Genomic DNA, 23,838 nt, shown 5'->3' with positions numbered 1-23,838 from the left:
GTCCTATAAATTTAAATTAAAAATAAAAGATAGAATTGAGTGAATTAATTATGATTCAGCCATTCCTCATAAGAAATGACACCCAGATTAGGTTGTGATTCTCCTTCCAGAATAGAAATAAATTCCAGTTGATTTCCATCCGGATCATTAAAATAAATGGCTAAAGCCGGCATCCATGCAAAAACCATAGGTTTGTCCATTCCGTCCTTTAAAAAGTTGTAAGGTTTTAAATTCCTGTTTTTTAGATATTCGGCAGAATAATCTAAAATATCCTGAAGATCACTTGAAAAAGCAAAATGTCTCGGCTGTAGATTCTCCTTTTGCTCCCACAATCCCAACATATAATCTTTACCTTCCCCAATCCATAAAAATGCGATAGGTCTGGTTGTATCAAGGTGGGCTAGCTTTAATCCCAACACTTCCGTATAAAATTGAATGGCACTGTTTAAATTGCTTACCTGAATATGGGTTTCATATAATCCTTTGATCATGATGTTGTTATTTGAAATTAATACGACAAAGATAGACCAGCCCTTCAAGAGATAGAATAGACGGATTACGGTTTATACAGCCTATTTTACTGTTTTTTCCTAAAGTCTGTCGGAGTTTTTCCTGTATGTAACTGAATGAACCGTGCAAAATGGGCAGGACTTCCGAAGTTTAATTCATTGGAGATTTCTTTAATACTTCTGTCTGTATAGCTTAGCGAAATTTCAGCTTCCTGAAGAATCCTGTTTTGGATAACCTTTAACGCAGAATAGCCTAAATGTTCAACCACACATTCGCTGAGGTATTTCGGGCTGATGTGCATCTGTTGTGCATAGTCGGCAACCATTTTATGCGTTTTAAACTGTTCATCCACCAATTTTCGGAAGCGGTGCATGATCTGAAATTTCCTGTTGATGGTTGTATCTGAGTTAAGAAGACATATTTCACAAATCGGGTTGTATTCATATAAAATCTGCAGGAGGTATAAACGAATCATTTCCATTCCGAAAGGTGCCTGTCTGCTGACTTCCTCAGCAATCTTACCGAATTGGTAAACAAAATCCGCCACCTGTTTGCGCTTCAAAGGAAATGTAGGCGGGTAGTGGGGATTGATAAACAGAAGATCATTAAGGATTTCATGATTGGCCAGCCCTTTTTTAAGAAAATCCTGATCAAATAAAATAGCCTGTGCTTGAAATGCTTCCGGGGTTTTTTCCATACTTATCCACGTAGCGGCCGGAATGATAGAAATGCTGTTAGCTTTTATTAAAAATTCATGAGAACCTGCTTTGATCTTGCATCTTCCTTTGAGCCCTGCAATAATCATATAAAAATGGATTTGAACACGTTCTTCCGGAAAAGTATGGTTTTCATCCAGAGATAAAAACACGATTTCATCACCCTTCTTCGAAAGATCAGAAGGATAGTAAGATGCCATGAAATTTTTAATGGAAAAATGCTTTTCGGTTTTCATACAATTAATCCATTACAAAAGTAAACAATAAAAAAATGAAAATTTTTCAGGAAAAATGAAACTGCGCAAAAAGACTGCGTAATTGTGGTTTTACTTTGCATCAGAAATCAGAGAGGAAACGATAATCCTTATATGTTTAACAATAAAAAACAGTAACTCATGAAATTTAATTTTTTAAGAAAAGAGAAAAATGTAGTAATGAACTACGAAGGTGCAAAAGCATATATCATGACACCTGCAGAAGAACTATATACTGCTGTTGTTACAACAGGATTATCCAATACTACGTATGAAAAAGGGAATGAAAGACTGAACAGAATTCAATCTCTGATTATGAAGAATGATCCTGAATTCGTGGCAAAATTAGCAGTGTACGCAAGAAAAGAAATGTACCTGCGTTCCATTCCATTGGTATTGACTACCGAATTGGCAAGACAAACCTCCGGTACCGATCTGGTAAGCAGAACTGTGGACGGAGTGATCCAAAGAGCTGATGAAATTACAGAATTGCTGGCCTATTACCAATTGGCCAACGAAAGAACGGAGGTGAAAAAACTGAACAGACTTTCAAAGCAGATTCAGAAAGGTCTGGTAAAATCTTTCAACAAATTTGATGAATACCAGTTTGCAAAATACAACAGAAAAGCTGAAGTAACCTTGAAAGATGCCTTGTTTTTGGTTCACCCGAAAGCAAAAGATGAAAATCAGCAGGTCATTTTCAATAAAATTGTGAGTGATTCATTGCAAACGCCCTATACATGGGAAGTAGAGCTTTCCGTTTTGGGACAGACTCGGTTTGCCACTGAAGCAGAAAGAAAATCAGCTTTCAAAAACAAATGGGAAGAATTGATCTTCAGCAACAAGCTTGGTTATATGGCAACGCTTAGAAACCTGAGAAATATACTGGAAGCAGGCGTTTCTCCGGATGCGATGTCTAAAGTCTGTCATTATCTTGCAGATGAAAAAGCGGTAAGAAACTCAAAACAATTACCATTCAGATTTTTGGCAGCGTACAGAGAATTGAAAACAATCGATTCACCCTATCTTTCCACAGTGTTGGAAACATTGGAAGAAGCTGTATTGGTAAGTGCTTACAATATCAAAAGTTTCGGTTTCGGGACTTCAGTGGTGATTGCGGCAGATGTTTCAGGTTCGATGCAGCAACCGGTTTCTCCGAAAAGTAAAATTTTGCTGTATGATATTGGGCTCTTGATGTCGATGATTCTTCAGTCACAGTGCAAAAATGTAATCACCGGAATGTTCGGTGACCGTTGGAAAAGAGTTTCGATGCCTAAAAACAGCATCCTGAGAAACGTCAACGAGTTTTACAAACGCGAAGGTGAAGTAGGATACTCTACCAACGGATATTTGGTAATTGAAGATTTGATCAGCAGAAGAGAAAATGTAGATAAAGTAATGCTTTTTACCGATACGCAGATGTGGAACAGCAATGGAAATACACATTCATTTGAAAAATCCTGGAACCGATACAAAAGTATCAGTCCCAATGCAAAATTGTATATTTTTGACTTGGCGGGTTACGGAAGACAACCTCTGGATGTCAGAAAAAATGATGTATACCTTATCGCAGGATGGTCCGACAAAATTTTCGATGTACTGAATGCCTTGGAAGACCGGAAATCAGCGGTACAAATGATAGAAAAAGTAGTGCTGTAAAAGGCACTGCTTTTAAATAAAAACTAATAACCATTAATTTTTTAGAAGCTTAATCCCGCTTTCCACTGTATCTTTTTCGCCAACGCTTTTTTCAAAGCCATTGAGAAAAAGGATGCCGTTGCAATCGGGGCTAAGAATATAAAACTGCATAAAATGATACAACTTTTTAATGTTATTGAAATTGACCCTTTCAGATACTCGAAAGAAAAATATGAAATACCGGAACTTTCAGATTTATCAAACTCTGAAGATCTGCATGAAAGATGGCAAAAAGCTATAGCAACATTAAATCTGAACTTGGATTCAATTAAAATAGGTTCTTATTTTGTGGATATTGAAAATGTGGATGATGAAAATTTAAAAATTATTTTAAAAGTAGTTTTTGAAGATTCTGAGATAGAAGGAACTGATTTTCTAGCATTATTTAATGGAGGTCTTATTTTAATGGAAAACAATGAAATTTTAATTGAACCTACTTGTTGTAGTGATCTTGAAAATTTAAGAGATTGGCAATATATTTTTGAAAATAATTCATCAGGATGGTCACAGTTATGGATCGGTCATCCGTGGGTTTTCTATAAAAAAGAAAATGGAATGATCCAATTTTCAAATTATTCAGATTTGAATTTAAATGAATTTTTAGATATAAAGCCAATTTTTGAAATTGATGAGTCTAACTTGAGAATTGAATTCGAAAAAGTAAACCAACAACAAATAAAATTTAAAATTAAAATCTCAGAAATTCTAAAGAAAATGAAAATTGATGATTCAGAAAGAATTTCAGAATTAATGACAGGAGTAAAATAAGAGACATAGGAAATGCAGGCGTTAAGAAAATAAGATATGCGAACGTTAAGAAAATTCTAGTGTCTGAGCGCAAGTGAAATTTTGAAAACAAACAACAATAGTTAATTTGCGCGAGTTTAGAATTTTTAGAGAGTATAACTTATTTTTAGCCGGAGTTTCCAAGTCTTGAATTTTTGGTTCTTTTGCTTCAAGGCAAAACGAACAAACATAAAAAATAGAGATTGCTTCGTCGCTTCGCTCCTCGCAATGACCTAAAAATAAACCGATGCCGTAAGAAAAGAAATCCTTCGACTTTTAATTGAATATGAGTCTTTTCGCTGAGTTGCTCGGTTTTAAATAACCAATGTCGTCACCATAAGAGTTTCATCGTCAAACTTCCAATTTTAATACTATTCAAAACTCTTATAACCTGTTACTTGGTTTTTAAATTTAAATGTAAACCATGGGAAATATTTTTTATAGAATTGAACAAGACCTGAAGGCAGGAAGGAAGAAAAAAGCCTCCGACAGATTGAGAAATCTTATCAACGAATTTCCTGATGATATTTCTTTACGAGAAAAATTGGGACAGATCTATTATAATTCAGGATTTAAAGATGAAGCAGGAAAATTTTGGATCTTGTCTGAACCGAAAAATCAAGAAATGAAAGAAGCTGTTGAAATTTACAGAAACTCATTAAGCAATTCCGGAAGTACAATATTAAAAGATATTGTTTTCAGGGGAGATAAAAATAAACTGACTGATTATTCAAAGAAAGTTTTAGAGGATTTGGAATCTGACAGTTTCAAAAAGACAAAATATATTCCTGATTTTAATAGAAAGCAAAGAGAAAAAGGAATTTATCAGGAGTCAAAAGATAGTCTTTCAAGTAAAATTGGAATGTATTTTTTAGGAGCAATTATTATTTTAATTCCTGTTTTGGGATTTTTTAAACTTTTTGAATTATTAAAATCATTATTATTAAAATAATTTCAACTGCGTAAAAAGAATGCGTACTAAAGCAATAATTTTGCTGTAAGAAAAAACAATAACTATAAAAACTAAAAAAGTAAGTGTCGTAAAACAGAATTTCTTCGTTTAAGGGGTGGCGATACAGGTGCAAATCCTGTTCTGCAAAGTTGCAGATAGTGTAAATGACTAACACTCCACCAGCAAGTCTCTGTTTGATTTTTTACCTTACTTATAACCTATCGATGCCGTAAGAAAGAGTTCCTTCGAATCCAAAGTTGAAAAAGCCGCTTTCGCTCTGTTGCTCGATTTTAAATAAAACACATAAAAATAAAAATCAGGTGTCGTTATAGAGTCATACTTCGAGGTCGCCTCTTTAAAAAAACAAACAAGTGCCGTAGAATAATGCTACTTCGCTCATCACGACGCGGTCGCGGGTTCGAGTCCCGTCTCTTCCACAAAAAAACACAAGACCAATCGGAAGAGTAGCTCAGCAGGTAGAGCACGATATTGCATTTTCAGCGTATTGCCTTGTTTTTAATTTATTAAGTGTCGTAAGGAAAAGTTCCATCGTCACCATATTGGGGAGGAACAGCGCAGTCGGTATACCGGCAAGGCTGTCCGGTTCGACTCCGGCAAAGACAAAGCCCCGTTCTTTTCCTGCTTTTTACCTTATGATAACCAATGCCGGTACATTATGTATCGGCATTGGCGGTTTCATTGATTTCTTCTTCAAACATTTTTTTCCATTTCGCAAGCGTTGTTCTGCTTATTTTATATTTCCTTGACATGTAGCTTGTCGAAAATTCATGCTTTTTTTGATACTGAAGAAGTTTAAGCATTGTTTTTTTATCGTACGTTTTCAGTTTCTGATTGTTTTGCTGGCTCTCTCTCGACTGCTCAAACAATTTATCATTGAACTTCAATATATCTTCAGTGGTATTAAGCTTTTTAAGAAGTGTTAAAATTTTAGGATCTTTTAATTTGTCCGGATAGTCCTGTTTTAGCATATCCTCATAAATTTTAGTGTAATTGGGGCGCATGTTAGAATAGGTTTATCCGTTATTACTGTTTTTCTGAAGCCATCGGTGAAGTGTACTTTTGGGAATGGAATACTCTCTGATAACATCATTCTGAGTCATTTCACCGGAATGAATCTTTTTCATAATGAATTCTTTAATCTCCTGAGTATAAATATTTTTCCTAAAATAAGGGACCTTTTCAGATTTCTGCTGATTTTTGTTAACTGCTGCGGGTGGAGCATATAAGATGAGGTGAGAGCTGTAAGGTCTGAAAAAATCATACTCTAATAATTTGCTCCATCTCAAAAGAAGATCTGTATCTATTGATTTGCTGGTATATACATTTTCAATGAATCTCTCATCTTTATTCAGAAAATTGCAGATTCTTTCCATAGGGATTTCTTTTTCATCAACCCTCTCCTTAATTAATTGTCCTATATATATATCTTTATATAACATGTGTTGAATACTGTTTTTTATTAAACTTTGCACCAAAGAAAAATAGAAGATATATTATCTCCTGACAGGAATAGCTGTGCTTACCAAAGTAAGATGTGAGTAGAAATTTTGATGTAGATTAAGTAGTGACCAGTATTGTGATGATAACACCATCATGCTCATTAACAGTTTTGTGATACAATCATTGATGGTGTACAGATCTTTGTCTGCAATGGCCCTTATTTCAGGTTATTTTATAAAGGTTTCCCTCTATTTTCATCCAATTCGTTTACTAAAACCCATATTTTTCAAACTTCCTATTCGGTTGTCAAGTATGAATAACATATAACCTATTAAAGTTCTCTCATGCCATTTTATTTTGTAATTTCTAATTAGTAATCTAATGATGAGTGTATTAGGTTACTGTACTTACAACTATTTAATTAATAATAAATAATTGACTTGTTTGTTTTCAAATTTAGAGAAAAAAAACAGAAATTAATTCACAAAATGGGTTAAAAATTTCATTATAAACGCAAATTAAAGAAATATTTACGTAATAAGTATATGGATGTGTGAATTATTTCAATGGTTTTTTGTTTAATAAATAGCAATATAAACAGCAAAAGAGTATGGATAATAAAAAATTGTGTACCACCGTACAAGTGCCTACCTTTGTGCTTCAATGAAAAATACGATCAGTTTATTCGACCTTTCGAAAAAAATAAATTATAAAAATGAAATGCTTGCAGGCTTTACAGTAGCCATGACAATGATTCCCGAATCTCTTTCCTTTGCTATCCTGGCTGGGCTTTCTCCGTTAACAGGATTATATGCAGCCTTTATGATGGGAATTGTGACCGCTGTTTTAGGCGGCCGCCCGGGAATGGTTTCCGGTGGGGCAGGAGCGACCATCGTTGTACTCATAGCCCTGATAAAATCTCATGGTATTGAATATCTTTTTGCCACGGTGATTCTTGCAGGGATTTTCCAGCTTCTTGTAGGAGTTTTTAAGTTTGGGAAATTTGTGCGGCTCATTCCACAACCCGTTATGTATGGTTTTTTGAATGGGCTTGCCGTGATTATATTTATGGCACAGATCGAACAGTTTAAAATTACAGACAGCAGCGGAACTGTAAGCTGGATGCAGGGAACTACCTTATATATAATGGCCGGGCTCGCAGCGCTTACAGCAGCGATTGTCTACTTTTTTCCTAGAATGACGAAAGTTATTCCTGCTTCGTTAGCCGCTATTCTGATTGTTTTTGCCATTGTTTTAGGCTTTAATATCAATACCAAAACTGTGGCCGATATTGCTCATATCAGTGGTAATTTGCCAAGTTTTCATATTCCCAAAATTCCTTTTTCCCTGGAAACATTACAGATTATTTTCCCTTATGCCTTAATTATGGCAGGAGTGGGTCTCATAGAATCACTTCTTACTTTATCGATGGTAGATGAAATTACCAATTCTAAAGGAAATACCAACCGCGAATCTATTGCGCAGGGAGTGGCCAATATGACGAACGGCTTTTTCGGTGGAATGGGCGGATGTGCCATGGTGGCTCAAACACTTGTCAATCTTAATGCAGGTTCAAGAGCCCGTTTATCAGGGGTTATTGCATCAATCACTATTCTGATAATTATCCTGTTTGGTGCCCCTTTTATAGAAAAAATTCCGATGGCTGCGTTGGTTGGGGTAATGATGATGGTTGCCATCAGTACTTTTCAATGGGTATCCATTAGAATTGTAGGAAAAATGCCAAAATCCGATATTTTTGTTGGGGTTTTAGTAGCCTTGATCACCATTGTTCTGCATAATCTTGCATTGGCTGTATTGGTGGGAGTTATTATTGCTGCTTTGGTTTTTGCCTGGGATAATGCCAAGAGAATCCGAGCGAAAAAATATATTGATGAAAATGGAATCAAGCATTACGAAATATATGGTCCCTTATTTTTTGGATCTGTGATGGCATTTTCGGATAAATTTGATCCCATCAATGATCCGGATGAAGTACTGGTAGATTTCAAAGAAAGCCGGATTGTAGATATGAGTGCCGTTGATGCTTTAGATAAGCTATCGAAAAGATATCAGCAACACAATAAAATTATTCGTTTACGCCATTTGAGTGAAGATTGCCGTACCATCCTGAAAAATGCAGAAACGGTCATTGAAGTGAATATTCAGGAAGATCCTACTTATAAAGTGATGCCTGAAAAATAGAAATTCAGAAAATTGATCTGAGTAGAATTGATAATCTCTCTTCTTTATTAATATCTGCAGTTAAAACACAACTCCTCTATACTCTTAATTTTGATCTGAATGATTAATCACAATTGAAATAAAGGAAATAATGGAGGCGATCCGTCTTTATCTGTGAAATCATAAAATATCATAAAACAAAGACCGAACCCTGTGACGTAATGATAAAAATTTTATCTTTGGGAGGAATTGTAAAATTCAACGAACTGATGATGAAAAAACTAAACTCTTTTTAAAGAAAGAGCTAAAACTTTTAACCTATACCGTTTTGAAAGTAGATATTGACATTCATAACCACTATCATTTTTCTTTTGATCTGTGGCTCACCTTAATAAAATCTCACCCTGAATTTAAAGCAAAAAGAGTTGGGCTGTTTGCTTCGTTTTTTGATATTGACAAACCTGTTGAAGAGGTTGCGAAAGTCGTAAAATACTATGATGATTTGTGCAATACCATTAATGAAGTTATTGGAGGTAATATAGATACCTTCGAGATGTATTTATTAATCTTGGGTTCATTGGATGTAGATGTAAAACAGTTAGATAAAGAAAAATTAAATCAGTTTTACACAAAAAGTGAAGAATTGTTTTTAGAATACAAACCAGTTATTATTTTTGAAAATATTCACCAGTTTTTTGAGGAAATAAAGAATCAGGGGAAAACGATTAATATTCTAAGTAATACAGGATTTATCAAAGGAAGAACAATGAAGAAATTTCTGATTGAAGAAAACCTGGACCAGTATATTGATTTTCATATTTATTCTGATGAAATTAATTGTTCCAAACCCAATCCTCTTGTATTTCAGGAGGTAAGAAATAATATGAAAAACCAGGATCTTCCGATGCACCAGATTCTGCATGTAGGAGATAATCCCATTGCAGATTATAAAGGGGCAAAAGATTTTGGATTCAGTGCACACTTATTAAAATACCAATAACAATGAATAGAAGGTACAGCTTACACCACATTCATTCGGCGGATGAATTTACTTTTTCGCCTACAGAATACAGCTATTTCAAGTACGGAGATAAGTCGTACGCAGAGAAATTTGCTAAGGAGCTGTTTGATGGATTTGTTGCCGAACATGCAGATCTTTTACATACAGATAAAGAAATTTTGATTCTGCCGAGTCCTTATATGGCGATTCCGACAGCTTCCAATTTTTTATGTTTTTACTTTAAAAAACACCTGGATTATTATTTATTCCAAAAAGGAAGAAAATCCACCGTTTTGTCTAAAATTAATAGAAATCACACCTACATTACAGATTATGGAAATCTTAGTTTTGAAGACCGTAAAAATCTGATTGCCAATGATACCTATTATATTGATAAAGATTTTTTAAAGGAAAAACTTTGTATTTTTATAGACGATATAAAAATCACCGGAAGTCATGAATATACAGTGAATAAAATTTTGAATCAATATGAAGTAAATGCAGATTTTGTTTTCCTGTATTATGCCGAATTGATGAATTTTGATCTTGATCCTAAGATTGAAAATTTTTTTAATTATTATGCGGTTAAAAATGTAGAACACGTCGCAGAAGTAATGCTGAAGCCTAGTTTTCAGTTTAATACCAGGATCGTAAAATATATTTTAGGCCTGGATTCAGAAAAATTTGATTATCTTAACTCGAAAGTTGGAAAACAGCATATGGATGACCTGCTGGAGCTTGCTATCAGCAATAATTATCATTTAATAAAAGATTACGAAAATAACATGAACACTTTAACGAAAACCGAATTATATTATGGCTATTAACTTACAAAAAGGACAAAGAGAAAATATTAACGCCCCTAAATTTACGGTAGGTTTAGGATGGGATACCAACAATACTTCTACAGGAACATCTTTTGACCTGGATGCTTCCCTATTTTTATTAGGAGAAAACAAAAAACTGGTTTCAGACAACCATTTTATTTTTTACAATAATCTTGAGTCTCCGGATAAAGCGGTGATTCATACAGGAGATAACCTAACAGGGGAAGGTTCCGGAGATGATGAGCAGATCAAAATTGATTTAACGAAAATTGATCCTGCAATCCAGGAAATCACAGTAGTGGTAACAATTCATGAAGCGGATGCAAGAAAACAGAACTTTGGACAGGTAAGAAATTCTTTCATCAGAATTTTCAATACAGATACCAATGAAGAGATCTTAAAATATGAATTAGACGAAGATTTCTCCATAGAAACAGCAGTAGAATTCGGAAGAATATATAACAGAGGCGGAGAATGGAAATTTGAAGCGGTAGGAGCAGGACAGAGAGAAGGTCTTGACAAATTTGTATCAATTTATCAATAATCAACATGTCAGATATCATCCCCAATACAAACATGACGCTGGTAGATAAAGACGGAAACGTCAATCTGACCCAGCTGCAGGTAGAAGAACGCCAGAAATATGAAGTTCTTGCCAATTCCATCGATGAAACCAATCCCGGTTCTATCGTTAATTATGGTGCTGAGCTTCAGAAAACACTTTCTAATCAAAGTGACAGCTTCTTAGGAAATGTAAGAAGATCGAATTCCGGTGAAGTAGGAGAGCTGATCAATAATCTGTTGGTTGAGCTTAACTATGTAGACGTAGATGAGCTTCAGGGCAATAAGATGAAAAGCTTTTTAAGCAAACTGCCTTTCATGAAGAAAATCATGACGCAGGTGGAAAATCTGTTTGCGAAATATGATAAAATCATCAATAATATCGATCAGATTTCCCATAAAGTAAATGCGGGAATCATTACTTCTACCAAAGATAATGCTGTTTTACAGACTATTTTTGAGAGTAATGTGAATTCTATCAAGCAGATCGAAGATCTTGTTATTGCCGGAAATGTAAGAATGGAAAGAGCTTCTACAGAACTTGCAGAAATGGAAGTTGCTCCGCAAAATTACCAGGATTACCAGATTGCTGATAAAAGAGATTTTATTGCAAGATTAGACCGAAGAATGGCTGATCTTAAAGTGGTACGTGTGATCATGATGCAATCACTTCCGCAGATCCGTTTAGTACAGAATAACAACGTTTCGATTGCTGAAAAAGCACAAACTATCCTTACCACTACATTACCGGTTTGGAAAAATCAGCTTTCACTGGCTGTGGCAATGTACAGACAGCAGCAGAATATTGAGATCCAGCAGAAAGTATCTTCTACTACAGAAGAAATTCTGAGAAAAAATGCAGAACGTCTGGGACAGAATTCAATAAATGTGGCTAAAGCCAATGAGCAGACTATTGTATCGGTAGAAACATTGAAAGAAACCACTTCAATGTTGATCAATACGCTGAACGAAGTGAAACAAATCCAGAAGCAGGGTGCAGAAAACAGAAGAAAACTGGATCAGGATTTACAAACATTGGAAAGCGAATTAAAAGCAAACGTCAGAGGATAATTAATAGGATATAAAGGTGGATGATGAAGCTGTAGCCATAATGTCTCAAAGCAAAAGAAGAGTAACAAAGCTTAAACTTCTTGCAAATTTTTTTGAAAATATTGATATAATATCCATTTACATCAAAACGGATATTATACACAATCTCTTTCAGGAAAATAAGGCATTGGATTACAGTAAACTTGAACTTTTTCATCTTCAGTATACAGACAGCCTGATTGAGCTGCTGACAAAGATTAAAAGGCAGAAGGAAAACGATATGCTGGCGGTGATCAATGAAATTGATGTCAACAACAGATACGTCGTTAATTTTGAAGAAAGAAGGGTTGACAGCTTTGAGACAGACCGAAAAATGTACAGTGGTATATTTTCAAGACATCTTGCCAATCTGTATAAAGATCTTACGGAAGAACGTTTCACCATAGATTGGAATAATGTTCTGTATTTTAATAAAAAATATGCGACGGAATTTTACCGGGAAGCAGATGAAGAACTTTTGAAATCTGATCCTTTGCCGTCTTATCATTATCAGGACTATGAAATAGAAAGGAAACTGTTGGGCAGGCTGAATATACAGAACTTTAAAGTTCGTTTCGTATGCGGCTATCTTATCGGCAGAAATGAATATGAGCTCTTTAAAATTTTTCAGTCGGATGACCATTTTATTTTTAATATAGAAGAAAAAAAGATGTACCTAATAGATGATCAGCTTGAGAAACTGGATATTTCAGAGAATCAATCCAATCAGACTACCATCATTAATCAGTTGAAAAATAAAAATGAATATCTGGAGCAGACGATGAACGAAAAAAAACGTGTCCTTCCGGTTGAAGTAGAATCTGTATTAAAAGATTATCTTCGGAATCTGGAAAGTATTGATATCATGAGCAAAATATTTGATTTCAACGAAGAAACCAATATCCTCCGGGCAATGCTTAATCTGAATTTAAATAATTAGTGAAAAGAGAAATAGGAGCAGATGAAATGCTTATTCTTTTCACAAAAATGAATAATAATAACTAAACATAAAAAAATGGCTATTAACTTACAAAAAGGTCAAAGAATTAATCTGAAGAAAGAAAACGGTGCAGACCTTACGCAGGCTTGTGTTGGGATCAACTGGGGTGCAATTGAGAAAAAAGGTCTCTTTGGAACTAAAAAAGAAGCGGTAGACTTAGACGGAAGCTGTATTCTTTACGATTCAAATAAAAACGTTACCGAAGTAATCTATTTCGGAAACCTGAAATCTAAAAACGGCTCAGTAAAGCACAGTGGAGATGACTTAACAGGTGACGTAGATGGAGATGACGGTCTGGATAATGAAGTGATCACGGTAGATTTTAGTCAGCTTGATGCTAACGTAGAACATGTTGCGATGGTATTGAACAGCTACAAAGGACAGGATTTTGGAACCATTCCTTTTGCTTCTATCCGTATTTATGAAGGTTCACCTACCAATGTAAGAGAGGTATTTGCAAAGTATGATATTGCCAATGATGCGTCTTTCAAAGGACATGTTGCAATGGTAATGGGCGTATTTTATAAGAGAAACGGAGAATGGAAATTCAACGCTATCGGAGACCCTACAGCAGACAGAAAATTAGAACAGACCGTACAGACGGTTCAGCAAAATTATCTGTAAATAAACTGATAATCAGTAATAATGGACTTTATACAAAAACGGGTAAAGTACCATTTAAAATTAAATACATACAAAACAGCAATAGCCGTACCCCGTACAACTATTGCTTTTGTTATAATAAAACATAACTTACGTGGAAAAACATCAAGGTATTTTAGACCTTCACCCTGGTTTGGTGGTAGGATTTGCGATAACGGTCGTTATCATGTTACTTCTGGATTTAGGAGTATTCAATAAAAAGAGCCATGAGGTCTCTTCCAAAGAAGCAACGATCTGGTCTATCGTGTGGATTTCATTATCCATGATATTTTCAGGAGTTGTGTACTGGGTTTTCAATACTGATGGATCTCCCGAGAGTCATCAGGTAGCGATTGAAAAATTCACGCAGTATCAGGCTGCATATTGGGTTGAGAAAGCACTTTCTGTAGACAATTTATTTGTATTCATTCTTGTTTTCGGGTTCTTTAAAGTACCGAAATATCTGCACCATAAAGTTCTTTTCTGGGGAATTATTGGAGCGCTGATATTTAGGGCGATATTCATCTTTGCCGGAGTTGGATTGATTAACTTAACCTATTTACCGGAAATGACTGTTTTCGGGAAAGCGGTTCAGATCAATATTGTAATGGCTCTTTTCGGATTGTTCCTTGTGTATGCAGGAATCAAGTCCTGGGGTGGAGGCGATGATGACGAAGACGAAGACTTCAGCGATACTGCAGGAGCGAAACTGGTAAAAAGTTTCTGGAAGGTTTCTGATAACTATGATGGAGATAAATTCTTCACCATTCAGAATGGAATTAAAATGGCAACTCCTCTTTTAGTGGTAGTGGGAGTTATCGAATTCACGGACGTTTTATTCGCTGTAGATTCTATTCCTGCAATTTTTGCCATTTCAAATGATCCTTTCATCCTGTATACATCTAATATCTTTGCTATTTTGGGTCTTAGATCACTATATTTCCTTCTGGCAAATTTCATTCATATGTTCAGCAAACTGCCGTATGGTTTAGCCATTATCTTATCTTTCATCGGAGTTAAGATGTTAATTGCACCTTGGATTCACATTTCATCGCCGGTTTCATTAGGAATCGTAGGGGGTGTATTGGTTATTTCGGTTCTTTTATCCATCATGTTTCCGGATAAAAAAGAAGAGACGGAATAATATTAAGTACAACTCTTTTAAAATATTTAGGCTCCTGAAAGTTCAACTTTCAGGAGCTTTTTTATTCAATAAAATTAAAATAATTCAATATAGACAGACTGGTTTGTCTGTATTAAGAATTTGTTGTACATTTGATTTACAATTGAACAATATATGGCATTTCCGAAAGAAAGAATTGTAAAAACGGCATTTGAACTTTTTAGCAGGCAAGGGTATAATTCTACGGGAATTAACCAGATTATTGCAGAGGCAGAAGTCGCAAAAGCCAGTTTTTACCAGTATTTTAAATCTAAAGAAGATCTCTGTGTAGAATTCCTTACCGTAAGGCATCAATACTGGTTTCATGAATTAGACGTTTTTTTAATGCACGAAGAAGTATTGAAACAGAGAATGCTCAAAGCTTTTGATTTTTTGATGTATATGAATGGGAAAGAAGATTTCAGAGGCTGTAGTTTTCTGAATATTTTATCTGAAATACCCGTAGATAATGTTAAAATCCTAAGCGTGATTCAGCATCATAAAACAGAGCTCAGAACTTACTTTTCAGAACTTTTGAACAATGAAGAGCTTTCAGACCATATTTATTTACTTTTTGAAAGCTGTATCATAGAAAGTCAGCTTTTTAAGTCGAACGAACTGATAGAAAAAACAAAAAAATTAATCAACACCTTACTCCCTTAACAATGGAACAGAAACACCCGCTTCCGCCTTTCACCCTTGAAACGGCAATAGAAAAAATACAAATGGCAGAAGATGCCTGGAATAGCCAGAATCCCGAAAAAGTGTCTAAAGCATATAGCATTGACAGCGAATGGAGAAACAGAGATACTTTTGTCAACGGAAGAGACGAAATCATCCTTTTTCTTCAGGGAAAATGGGAAAAAGAACTCCATTATAAACTTAAAAAAGAATATTGGGCCCATACCGATAACCGGATTGCTGTCCGTTTCGAATATGAATACCAGACGAAAGACGGAAACTGGTTCAGAGCCTACGGAAATGAAAATTGGGAATTTAATGACGATGGTCTGATGACGAAAAGATATGCAAGTATCAATGATCTGGCTATACAGGAAGAAGACCGAAAATTTAAATAAAAGGATCTACTATAATCCCCAACACTAAACACTAAATACTAACAACCATAAACCAACAACCGCCACCCAATTACCCGTGCAGCAGCTTATTAATCTTAGTCCTCGTCTGCATAGACACCTTATAAGCCTCTTCCCGAAGTTTTTGAATCTTCCCTACAGGATGGAAAAACGGTTTGCTTTCAAAAGGATTGAACGAAAGAAGCTCATTGCTGCAGTCACGCGGATTCGGCAAAGAATTTTTTTTAATGTTCACTTCTCCGATTTTAATAAAAGGAGCATTTTTCCATTCCGCATTCAGTGTATTGATCGGCTGATCCTTGATATCACTGCAAAACTGGATTAGTACATCTGCGGTATAATCATTCGTGCTAAAATACTCTTCCAAAGCTTTTCGGGTGGTAAGTTTCTTTCCAAAGTTCTTGTCGACGGATTGCGGCTTTAGCTTAATTTTAATCATATAATCGCCCATCCGGTAAGCTCCCACAGAATAAAAATCAAAAGACAAAAAGAAATCATTTCTTTTATCAATAAAATGCAGGGTATTCTTTATAAATGAACCATTAAGAACAGAAGGAATAACTTTTACCATCTGAGCGGCTAAAGAAGGAAGATGACTCCATTTTTTAAGATAAAACTGGTTAATTGAAGTAAATAATTTCAAAAATGTGCTCACAGAATTTACCGGAAACAAAGGGAAGTTCACCAATGGATAATTAGCAATCAAAGACCCTTTATCATCTATAATCTTCACCGCAAATCCATAAGCGGGAATCTCTTTTTTTGAGGAATTGATGATAGGTTTTGCATTCGAAAAACGGATCACCAGATCAAATTTATTTTCCTCAAAAAAGAGCTGTAGTTCGTGTGGAAGGGGAGTAGATACCACAAATTCGCCATTGATGACGGCATAAGTTTTGGCGTGAACATTTCTGGTGGCATAATTCACGTCACTCAGCAAAGAGGACTGTTCAACAAAATCAGCGATGCTTTTTTTGTTAATTTCGAGAAGTATTTTTTCCTCTTCATTAAGTTCATCAAACTTCCTATGGTATGGTAATGGATTTGGCATTTAGTTTTTAAATTCAATTATAACGCCAAGTTTTGGATCCTGTGTTAAAATAATATTAAGCTTATTTGAATTTTTAACTGGAAACAGAGGGGATTGCTCTAAGTGCATGGAAAATAGTATTTTAAGCCGAAAACTGTTGAGGTATACTTAAAAAGGTAAAATTGTATCTTTGCAAAAAAAGAATACTATGGGAGTAGCAGATATGTTATTTAAACGTAAAAAAGAACTGGCGGAAAAAAACCTTAACGATGGGAAGGAGTACATGGAAGAGTATGGGAAAAGAGAAAGCGTAGTGCAGCTGCCAAGCGGTTTGCAGTACGAGATCATTACCGAAGGAGACGGTGAAAAGCCGGGTCCTAAATCTATGGTAAAATGCCACTACCACGGAACGACCATTGGAGGGAAAGTTTTTGATAGCTCTGTAAAAAGAGGAACACCAGCTTCTTTTCCTTTAAACAAAGTAATTAAAGGATGGACAGAAGCATTACAACTGATGCCTGTTGGAAGCAAATGGAGATTAATTATTCCCCCTCATTTGGCATATGGAGACCAGGAAATCAGCAAAGAAATAGGACCAAACAGTACCCTTGTTTTCATCGTGGAATTGTTAGGAATAAAATAAATATTCCTTCCTTAAAAGCTTAAAATTTACTTGATTTCAGGTAAATTTTTTTATTGGGAGTAAATTAGTATTTTAGAGTGAAAGTTAGTTGAAAAGCTTTTTCAGTTACCCGGATTCTATTAAAATATGACTGAATGAAAAAAATATTTTACCTTTTTGCTGCCCTTGTACTTCTGGTTTCCTGCGTTTCCAAAAAAAATCAGGTGATCCAGCAGAATATTCTGACGCTAAAAGACAGCTATTGTAAAGCCCCTTTTAAATATAATTATGCCAATAAACTGCCGTCTTACAATTCAGATTCTGTGTTGGCAGCCAATAAAGAACTAAGAGGAATGTTTTCAGATCAAAGCATTTTAATTTTAAATGCATTGGAAAATCTGGACGAAGTGCATAAAATCATTGATCTTAAAAAAGATTCATCACTGGCATCACAGGTGAAAGTGTTACAGCTTAAAAGTGTTATTAATAGTAAAATAACCATTTCCCTTACCGAATTAGATGCGGTAGCTGCAGAATTCGACTGTGAAGGGGAGCGCGTTGCACAAATCGGTAATTATGTGGATAACCTCAACAGTTCCAGAAATAATAAACTGATCCTGTATTCCATTGCAGCAGGAGCCATGGCCTCCATAGCAGGAGGAATTGTGAGTGATAATGCCTGGAGCAACGCAATAGATATCAGCGGTGGGGTATTGGGAGCCGGTTTGGGACTGGCCACTTTAAATCCAAAAGGAAAAAAAGTTGAATTTATCCATCAGAGAAATTTATTAAGAGATATCTGGCGGGAAAAACTGGAATCCCCAAACTTCCCACCATTCATCTGGTATATGTACACCGAGAAGAAATTTTCGAACAAAGAAAACCATTCTATTATCCAGAGTATGAAAGAAAGATGGCTTCATTACCAGTTTGATGACAATCAGGTAAAAGCTAACCAATCCGTTATTTTCAGTGACGGCGGATACTACCGGGCAGATGATCTGCATAACCGGGCCGCAATGCTGAACCAAATGCAGTCTGCAACCAGAACTATCAACCAGAATATCAATTATCTTCTTCTGGATCTGGATAAATTAATTCTTTAAGAAAAATTTAACTGTAATAAAATTTGTTACAGTTAAATTTTATTCTATCTTTGCAGAGTAATTATAATGAACAATACAAGATTTGCTACGGCAGTACATATTATGACCTTATTGGCCAAAAGTCCTCAGGAGTGGCTTACTTCTGAATGGATTGCGGGAAGCATTAACCTGAATCCTGCAATGGTGCGTAAAGAGATCAGTGTATTGAGAGAAGCAGGTTTGATAGCAAGCAAGCAGGGAAAAGAGGGCGGAAGCCAGCTTGGGAAAGGTGCAGAAAATATCAGTATTTCTGAAATATATGCAGCCGTGAAAAATACGGAAGTATTGGGAAAGAAAAATACTAATCCCAATCCTGCCTGCAGCGTAGGAAAAGAAATTAATGTTCATTTGAATACCTTATTTGAAGAAACAGATCGCTTGGTGATCAATTTTTTAGGAGATAAATCATTGAAAGAATTCAGTGAACAGTTCGAATAAAATTTTTTAACTATAAATGTAATAAAAGTTATTACAATTTAATTTAAATAAAAATTATTATGAAAAAAGTAGCAGTAATAGGTGCAACAGGATTTGTAGGAGCACAGGTAGTAAAAGAACTTGCCAACAGAGGATATGCAGTAGAAGCCATTGTAAGAGATGCATCTAAAGTAGAACAGAACAATAGCGTTACAGCAAAAAGTATTGATGTAAACAATGTAGCAGAATTGTCAGAAGGATTAAAAGGAAACGATGCCGTAATCAGTACATACAATGCAGGCTGGACAAATCCAAACCTTTATAATGATTTTCTTACAGGTTCTGAAAATATTGAAAAAGCAGTTGAAGAATCCGGCGTGAAAAGATTGATCGTAGTAGGAGGAGCAGGAAGTCTGTATACACCGGATAATGTTCAGATCGTAGATACACCGGATTTCCCTGAAGCTTACAAACCGGGAGCCACAGCAGCAAGAGATTATTTAAACAAAATTAAAGAAAATACCACCTTAGACTGGACATTCTTCAGCCCTGCAATTGAAATGAATCAGGCCAATGTAGGAACCAGAACAGGAACATACAGAACTTCTCTGGAGACTCCGGTTTTTGATGAGAACGGAAGAAGCATTCTATCTGTAGAAGATGTAGCAGTAGCATTGGTAGATGAGCTGGAACAGAATAATCACATCCGTGAACGTTTTACAGCAGCATACTAATTAAAGATAATATATGATGATCAGAAAAAAGATAATAGGGTTAATGACCTTACTGGGTTTCGCAAGTGTTGTATGGGCGGGAACTCCAAAAATTAAAGTATATAATCCGGGAGCTAAAGCTATTTTTCCCATCACCTCAACCTTAATTTATGGTGAAAAGGATGCTATACTTATTGATGCACAGTTTCAAAAGCAGTATGCGGAACAGCTCGTTAAAGAAATTAAAGCAACCGGAAAAAATCTGAAAACCATTTTTATTTCCCACAGCGATCCTGATTTTTATTTTGGACTGGATGTGATTAAAAAAGCATTTCCGAATGTGAAAATCATATCAACTGCTCAGACCGCTTACCTTATTTCAGCATCTAAGGATGAGAAAATGGCAGTCTGGAAACCCCAGTTGAAACAAGATGCCCCTTCAGAAATTATCACTCCGGAGGCCGTGAATTCAATTCCCGATCTGGAAGGAAATACCATCGAGATCAGACAGAATACTGAAGATCCGGCACACAGCTTTCTTTGGATTCCTTCATTGAAAACCATAGTGGGAGGAATTTCAGTTTCAGTGGATTCGCATCTCTGGATGGCGGATACAAAAGACAAAAAGGCCATAGACAAATGGATTGGCCAGATTGATGCGATGAAAGCACTTCATCCAACACAAGTTATTCCATCTCATTTTGCAAAACAGTCTTTCGCTCCTGCATCTCTTGATTTTGTTAAAAACTATCTTGAGAACTATAAAAAGGCAGTGACAACAAATTCGACTTCGGAAGGTATTGTGAAATTGATGGTTCAGCAATATCCGGATCTTCCTGGAAAAGATGAGCTGGAAATGGGAGCCAAAGTTTTCTTAGGAGAAATGGACTGGGAATTAAAATCTCCATACCCAGCAATCGGTCATAAGGTTGAAGTGGATTTTGGAACAGTAAAATTCCTTCTGGATTTTAAAGATAACAAGACAATGACCTTTACCGGGACAGCCGGAAGTTCAAAAAACACCACTGATACTGTAGAATATACTGCTGTAGAAGTTGCGAAGAATGTTTTTATGGTATACTGGCATGAACCCAATCTTAGTTTCAATGTAACCCATATTCAGGATTATAATAAAAATATAGTGTATTCAAATATTGCAGGTCCTGACGGTACATTTACCCATCCGAAAGGAACTATTAGAATTTTACCATAATTTTTTCTGATTTTCAATAGAAAACCTGCTATCCCTCAATAGCAGGTTTTTTACTTCAGAGCTGTTTAAACTAATTAAGAATTTAACCACTTGAATTTATTTTAAGTTTCATAAAAGTACACTTAAGCAAAAAATATTTGATTTTTTAAAACTCACGTGATCTTTAGTGGACTTCTGTTCACAGCTTCATTAAACTTACGTGTTCAAAAAAGTTTGTGACTTTTGGAGTCAAAACATATCTTAATACCTTAAACAATCTGAATGGTTTAAAATTATAAATTCATAAACAATTTCGGATTCACCGGCGTATTGTTTTTGTGTACTTCATAATGAAGGTGAGGTCCTGTAGAACGTCCGGAATTCCCGGATTTTGCAATCACCTGGCCTACTTTTACTTTATCATTTACTTTGGAAATTAATTGTGATAAATGGCCGTACAATGTTGCCAGCCCGTTTCCGTGAGAAACAATTACACAATTTCCATAACCTCCTTTTTGCCCGGAAAAGATGATTGTTCCCGCAGCAGCAGCTCTTACGTCAGAACCAAAAGCAACGGCAATATCCAGTCCTTTGTGGAACTGCATTTGATCAGCTTCAGCAGGAGGATTGTTTCTTTCCATCGGTGTTTTTGCAGTGGTGGTACCTGAAACAGCTTTTGTAGATGCCATTGCAGGAGCTGGAGCAGCAGGGGAAGCCTTTGGAGTCACCATCACTTTTACTTCTCTTTTATTTCCGTAACTGTCAGTTAATTCAATGATTTTTTCAACCGGTTCAGCTTTTACTTCTGGTTTGGGTGCCGCAGCAACGGTCGCAGGTTTGGCATCTGATGATCCGGTAGATTTTACAGAAGCATACACGGTTTTAAAAGGAATAGGATTTTTTCTGATGCCGAAATTTGAGGAGATGTATCCGTCGGTAGGCATTCCCAGTGGGACCTGCATTAATTTCTTTTGAAGATTCATCAGATACTGGCTGTACCGGTTAGCCTGTTTGGCAAGATATACAGAATTGGAAATACTGTCTTTGCTTAGAATCATCAGCTTTTCATTGGCGATATCTTTAGATTTCAGGAATGAATTAAGCTGTGCAACAGTTTGATCTACCAGGGTAAGATCTGTTCTCATTTTTAAATAATCTACACTGTCTTTTTCAGTGTTTATTTTTACAAGGTTCACTTCATACGTCTTGTCATCCTTCTTAGAAAATAACGTGGCGATAAAAATCCCTTGTGCAAAAACTACTAGTAAAAGTCCTCCTAGAAGAATGTTTACGTTCTTTCTGCTGTTTAGAAATTTCTTCATTTTTCTTCTCTTAGTATATTAAAAAAACGGTTTTAAGCTTGCAAATTTAACTAAAAATAGGATTTAGGGGCAGTTTTTAACGAAAAATTTAGTTATTTCTGTATTTAACGTATAATTAGATATTTAATTGTATTGAAATGTTAATTTTTTCAGAAAAAGAGTTTTATCATCATTTCAAAAGTGTGGCTAAGCCTTTGTTTTAATATATTTGTAGTTCATTTTCTCATTATGGCTAAAAAGAAAACAATTTCAGAATCTCCTCATCCAAAAAAGAATAAAAAGGACATTTCTGTAGGAGTTGTAGGAAGCGGAAGTTTTGCGACCGCTATCGTAAAAATGCTTGTTGAAAACTGCAAGGTAGTACACTGGTGTGTACGAAGTGAGTTTGTAAAAGGAGCTATAGAGCTTCGTGGACATAACCCTACTTACCTTACGGCTGCCAATTTTAATCTTAAAAATTTAAAATTAACCACTGATATCAATGAATTGGTATCTGCCTGTGATGTAGTAGTCCTGGCAACACCATCCATTTACCTGTCGGACACGATGGATAAAATGACCTGTGACTATTCGGATAAGATTTTTGTTTCGGCAATTAAAGGGATTATTCCTAAAGTAAACGATGTGGTAGCCCATTATCTGAGAGACGAATTCAAGATAGGATTTAGAAATCAGGCAGTAATTGCAGGACCTTGTCATGCTGAAGAAGTAGCCATGGAAAGACTGTCTTACCTTACGATTGCTACCGTTGAAGATGAAGTTTCTGATAAATTGCAGAGCATATTTAATTCAGACTTTATTAAAGTACATTCCAGTAAAGATGTTTTGGGGAATGAATATAGTGCCATTCTTAAAAATATTTTTGCCATCGGAGCAGGAATTGCCAGTGGATTAGGCTATGGAGACAACTTTACTGCTGTTTTCGTATCTAATGCCATCCGTGAAATGGAAGCCTTTTTAGAAGCAATTTATGAAGCGCCAAGAGATGTCAATGAAAGTGCTTACCTCGGAGATCTTCTCGTGACGGCATACTCTCTCTTCTCAAGAAACAGGAATTTAGGAAACCTTATTGGTAAAGGGTATACGGTAAAATCTGCCATCCAGTCTATGAACATGGTTGCAGAAGGATACTACGCCGCAGATTCTATCTATAAAACGGCAAAGCAGAAAAACCTTAAACTTCCGATCATTGATACCATCTACGGAATTCTGTATGAAGGAAAAAATGCTGAAAAGCAATTCAAAAAATTAACAGCAAAATTGAATTAATAAAAACAAGGTTTTACTTATATTAAGCCTTGTCTTTTCAAATAAATTAAAACTTAAGCTTTTTAGGCTTAAGTTTTTTTATTGGGCATGGAGCTCTTGAAAGTCATAAGCAAAAAAGCAATTCTAATATGTAATATCAATAGTCCAAGATTGATAATTTCCATGATATATGGTAAAGAATTTATTAATTTA

General features: G+C 35.5%; 25 protein-coding genes. 19 read left to right on the top strand and 6 right to left on the bottom strand.

The genetic code is table 11. The annotated features are described in order from the left end of the window. Positions 1–44: 44 nt before the first annotated feature. Both SB679_RS16825 and SB679_RS16820 read right to left on the bottom strand, forming a co-directional pair. A complete protein-coding gene (locus SB679_RS16825; RefSeq protein WP_410703440.1) occupies positions 45–491 on the bottom strand; it encodes a VOC family protein in 447 nt (148 codons plus the stop codon). An 86-nt stretch (positions 492–577) separates the two neighbouring features. Further along, a complete protein-coding gene (locus SB679_RS16820; protein ID WP_410703439.1) occupies positions 578–1,462 on the bottom strand; it encodes a helix-turn-helix domain-containing protein in 885 nt (294 codons plus the stop codon). A gap of 159 nt (positions 1,463–1,621) precedes the next feature. Between SB679_RS16820 and SB679_RS16815 the strand changes: the two genes are divergently transcribed. From SB679_RS16815 to SB679_RS16805, 3 genes are all read left to right on the top strand, one after another. Continuing rightward, positions 1,622–3,139 (top strand): TROVE domain-containing protein, encoded by a 1,518-nt coding sequence (locus SB679_RS16815; RefSeq protein WP_410703438.1) that lies wholly within the window; start codon positions 1,622–1,624, stop codon positions 3,137–3,139. 153 nt (positions 3,140–3,292) lie between these two features. Beyond that, positions 3,293–3,946 (top strand): hypothetical protein, encoded by a 654-nt coding sequence (locus tag SB679_RS16810; protein ID WP_410703437.1) that lies wholly within the window; start codon positions 3,293–3,295, stop codon positions 3,944–3,946. A 442-nt stretch (positions 3,947–4,388) separates the two neighbouring features. Continuing rightward, positions 4,389–4,916 carry a DUF6584 family protein gene (locus SB679_RS16805; RefSeq protein ID WP_410703436.1) on the top strand — a complete coding sequence of 176 codons (528 nt, stop codon included), beginning with the start codon at positions 4,389–4,391 and terminating at the stop codon, positions 4,914–4,916. Positions 4,917–5,590: 674 nt separating this feature from the next. Here the strand turns inward: SB679_RS16805 and SB679_RS16800 are convergent. Both SB679_RS16800 and SB679_RS16795 read right to left on the bottom strand, forming a co-directional pair. Further along, positions 5,591–5,905 carry a helix-turn-helix domain-containing protein gene (locus tag SB679_RS16800; protein ID WP_410703434.1) on the bottom strand — a complete coding sequence of 105 codons (315 nt, stop codon included), beginning with the start codon at positions 5,903–5,905 and terminating at the stop codon, positions 5,591–5,593. A 45-nt stretch (positions 5,906–5,950) separates the two neighbouring features. Further along, a complete protein-coding gene (locus tag SB679_RS16795; protein ID WP_410703433.1) occupies positions 5,951–6,310 on the bottom strand; it encodes a transposase in 360 nt (119 codons plus the stop codon). A 730-nt stretch (positions 6,311–7,040) separates the two neighbouring features. Here SB679_RS16795 and SB679_RS16790 point away from each other — a divergent pair. From SB679_RS16790 to SB679_RS16745, 10 genes are all read left to right on the top strand, one after another. Continuing rightward, the gene (locus tag SB679_RS16790) at positions 7,041–8,579 is read left to right on the top strand and encodes a SulP family inorganic anion transporter (protein ID WP_410703432.1); all 1,539 of its coding nucleotides are present in this window, start codon (positions 7,041–7,043) and stop codon (positions 8,577–8,579) included. 307 nt (positions 8,580–8,886) lie between these two features. After that, on the top strand, positions 8,887–9,558 hold the full coding sequence (locus SB679_RS16785) for an HAD family hydrolase (RefSeq protein ID WP_410703431.1): 672 nt from the start codon (positions 8,887–8,889) through the stop codon (positions 9,556–9,558). A 2-nt stretch (positions 9,559–9,560) separates the two neighbouring features. After that, positions 9,561–10,385, top strand: a complete 825-nt coding sequence (locus tag SB679_RS16780) for a phosphoribosyltransferase family protein (protein ID WP_410703430.1) — start codon at positions 9,561–9,563, stop codon at positions 10,383–10,385. Continuing rightward, the gene (locus tag SB679_RS16775; RefSeq protein WP_410703429.1) at positions 10,375–10,929 is read left to right on the top strand and encodes a TerD family protein; all 555 of its coding nucleotides are present in this window, start codon (positions 10,375–10,377) and stop codon (positions 10,927–10,929) included. The genes SB679_RS16780 and SB679_RS16775 overlap by 11 nt, the downstream gene beginning before the upstream one ends. Positions 10,930–10,934: 5 nt before the next feature. Next, positions 10,935–12,017, top strand: coding sequence for a toxic anion resistance protein (locus SB679_RS16770; RefSeq protein ID WP_410703428.1), 1,083 nt, complete (start codon positions 10,935–10,937; stop codon positions 12,015–12,017). Between the two features lie 16 nt (positions 12,018–12,033). Beyond that, the gene (locus SB679_RS16765; RefSeq protein ID WP_410703427.1) at positions 12,034–12,975 is read left to right on the top strand and encodes a hypothetical protein; all 942 of its coding nucleotides are present in this window, start codon (positions 12,034–12,036) and stop codon (positions 12,973–12,975) included. A gap of 75 nt (positions 12,976–13,050) precedes the next feature. Beyond that, positions 13,051–13,659 carry a TerD family protein gene (locus tag SB679_RS16760; RefSeq protein WP_410703426.1) on the top strand — a complete coding sequence of 203 codons (609 nt, stop codon included), beginning with the start codon at positions 13,051–13,053 and terminating at the stop codon, positions 13,657–13,659. Positions 13,660–13,792: 133 nt separating this feature from the next. Next, complete coding sequence (locus tag SB679_RS16755; protein ID WP_410703425.1) at positions 13,793–14,821, top strand: TerC/Alx family metal homeostasis membrane protein; 1,029 nt, start codon at positions 13,793–13,795, stop codon at positions 14,819–14,821. Positions 14,822–14,974: 153 nt separating this feature from the next. Further along, the gene (locus SB679_RS16750) at positions 14,975–15,502 is read left to right on the top strand and encodes a TetR/AcrR family transcriptional regulator (RefSeq protein WP_410703424.1); all 528 of its coding nucleotides are present in this window, start codon (positions 14,975–14,977) and stop codon (positions 15,500–15,502) included. A 2-nt stretch (positions 15,503–15,504) separates the two neighbouring features. Then, positions 15,505–15,918, top strand: a complete 414-nt coding sequence (locus tag SB679_RS16745) for a DUF1348 family protein (protein ID WP_410703423.1) — start codon at positions 15,505–15,507, stop codon at positions 15,916–15,918. 70 nt (positions 15,919–15,988) lie between these two features. On the opposite strand, the gene SB679_RS16740 is transcribed toward SB679_RS16745, so the two are convergent. Beyond that, positions 15,989–16,987: a catalase gene (locus SB679_RS16740; RefSeq protein ID WP_410703422.1), complete on the bottom strand. Its 999-nt coding sequence runs from the start codon at positions 16,985–16,987 to the stop codon at positions 15,989–15,991. A 187-nt stretch (positions 16,988–17,174) separates the two neighbouring features. Between SB679_RS16740 and SB679_RS16735 the strand changes: the two genes are divergently transcribed. The 5 genes from SB679_RS16735 to SB679_RS16715 all read left to right on the top strand — a co-directional run bounded on the left by SB679_RS16735 (position 17,175) and on the right by SB679_RS16715 (position 21,076). After that, positions 17,175–17,609, top strand: a complete 435-nt coding sequence (locus SB679_RS16735) for an FKBP-type peptidyl-prolyl cis-trans isomerase (protein ID WP_317742214.1) — start codon at positions 17,175–17,177, stop codon at positions 17,607–17,609. 134 nt (positions 17,610–17,743) lie between these two features. Further along, positions 17,744–18,694 carry a hypothetical protein gene (locus tag SB679_RS16730; protein ID WP_410703421.1) on the top strand — a complete coding sequence of 317 codons (951 nt, stop codon included), beginning with the start codon at positions 17,744–17,746 and terminating at the stop codon, positions 18,692–18,694. 66 nt (positions 18,695–18,760) lie between these two features. Beyond that, positions 18,761–19,171, top strand: coding sequence for an Rrf2 family transcriptional regulator (locus tag SB679_RS16725; RefSeq protein WP_410703420.1), 411 nt, complete (start codon positions 18,761–18,763; stop codon positions 19,169–19,171). A 59-nt stretch (positions 19,172–19,230) separates the two neighbouring features. Continuing rightward, the gene (locus SB679_RS16720) at positions 19,231–19,884 is read left to right on the top strand and encodes an NAD(P)-dependent oxidoreductase (protein ID WP_410703419.1); all 654 of its coding nucleotides are present in this window, start codon (positions 19,231–19,233) and stop codon (positions 19,882–19,884) included. Between the two features lie 13 nt (positions 19,885–19,897). Beyond that, complete coding sequence (locus tag SB679_RS16715; RefSeq protein WP_410703418.1) at positions 19,898–21,076, top strand: MoaF-related domain-containing protein; 1,179 nt, start codon at positions 19,898–19,900, stop codon at positions 21,074–21,076. 272 nt (positions 21,077–21,348) lie between these two features. Here SB679_RS16715 and SB679_RS16710 read toward each other — a convergent pair whose 3' ends face one another. Beyond that, a complete protein-coding gene (locus tag SB679_RS16710; protein WP_410703416.1) occupies positions 21,349–22,377 on the bottom strand; it encodes a M23 family metallopeptidase in 1,029 nt (342 codons plus the stop codon). 228 nt (positions 22,378–22,605) lie between these two features. Between SB679_RS16710 and SB679_RS16705 the strand changes: the two genes are divergently transcribed. Beyond that, entirely contained in the window at positions 22,606–23,646 is a 1,041-nt protein-coding gene (locus SB679_RS16705) for an NAD(P)H-dependent glycerol-3-phosphate dehydrogenase (RefSeq protein WP_410703415.1), read from the top strand. Positions 23,647–23,838 lie beyond the last annotated feature (192 nt).

The organism is Chryseobacterium sp. SIMBA_029 (assembly GCF_046535275.1).
Lineage (GTDB): Bacteria > Bacteroidota > Bacteroidia > Flavobacteriales > Weeksellaceae > Chryseobacterium.
Note: the sequence above shows the minus strand (reverse complement) of the source record. Positions and strands in the feature narration are given on the sequence as shown.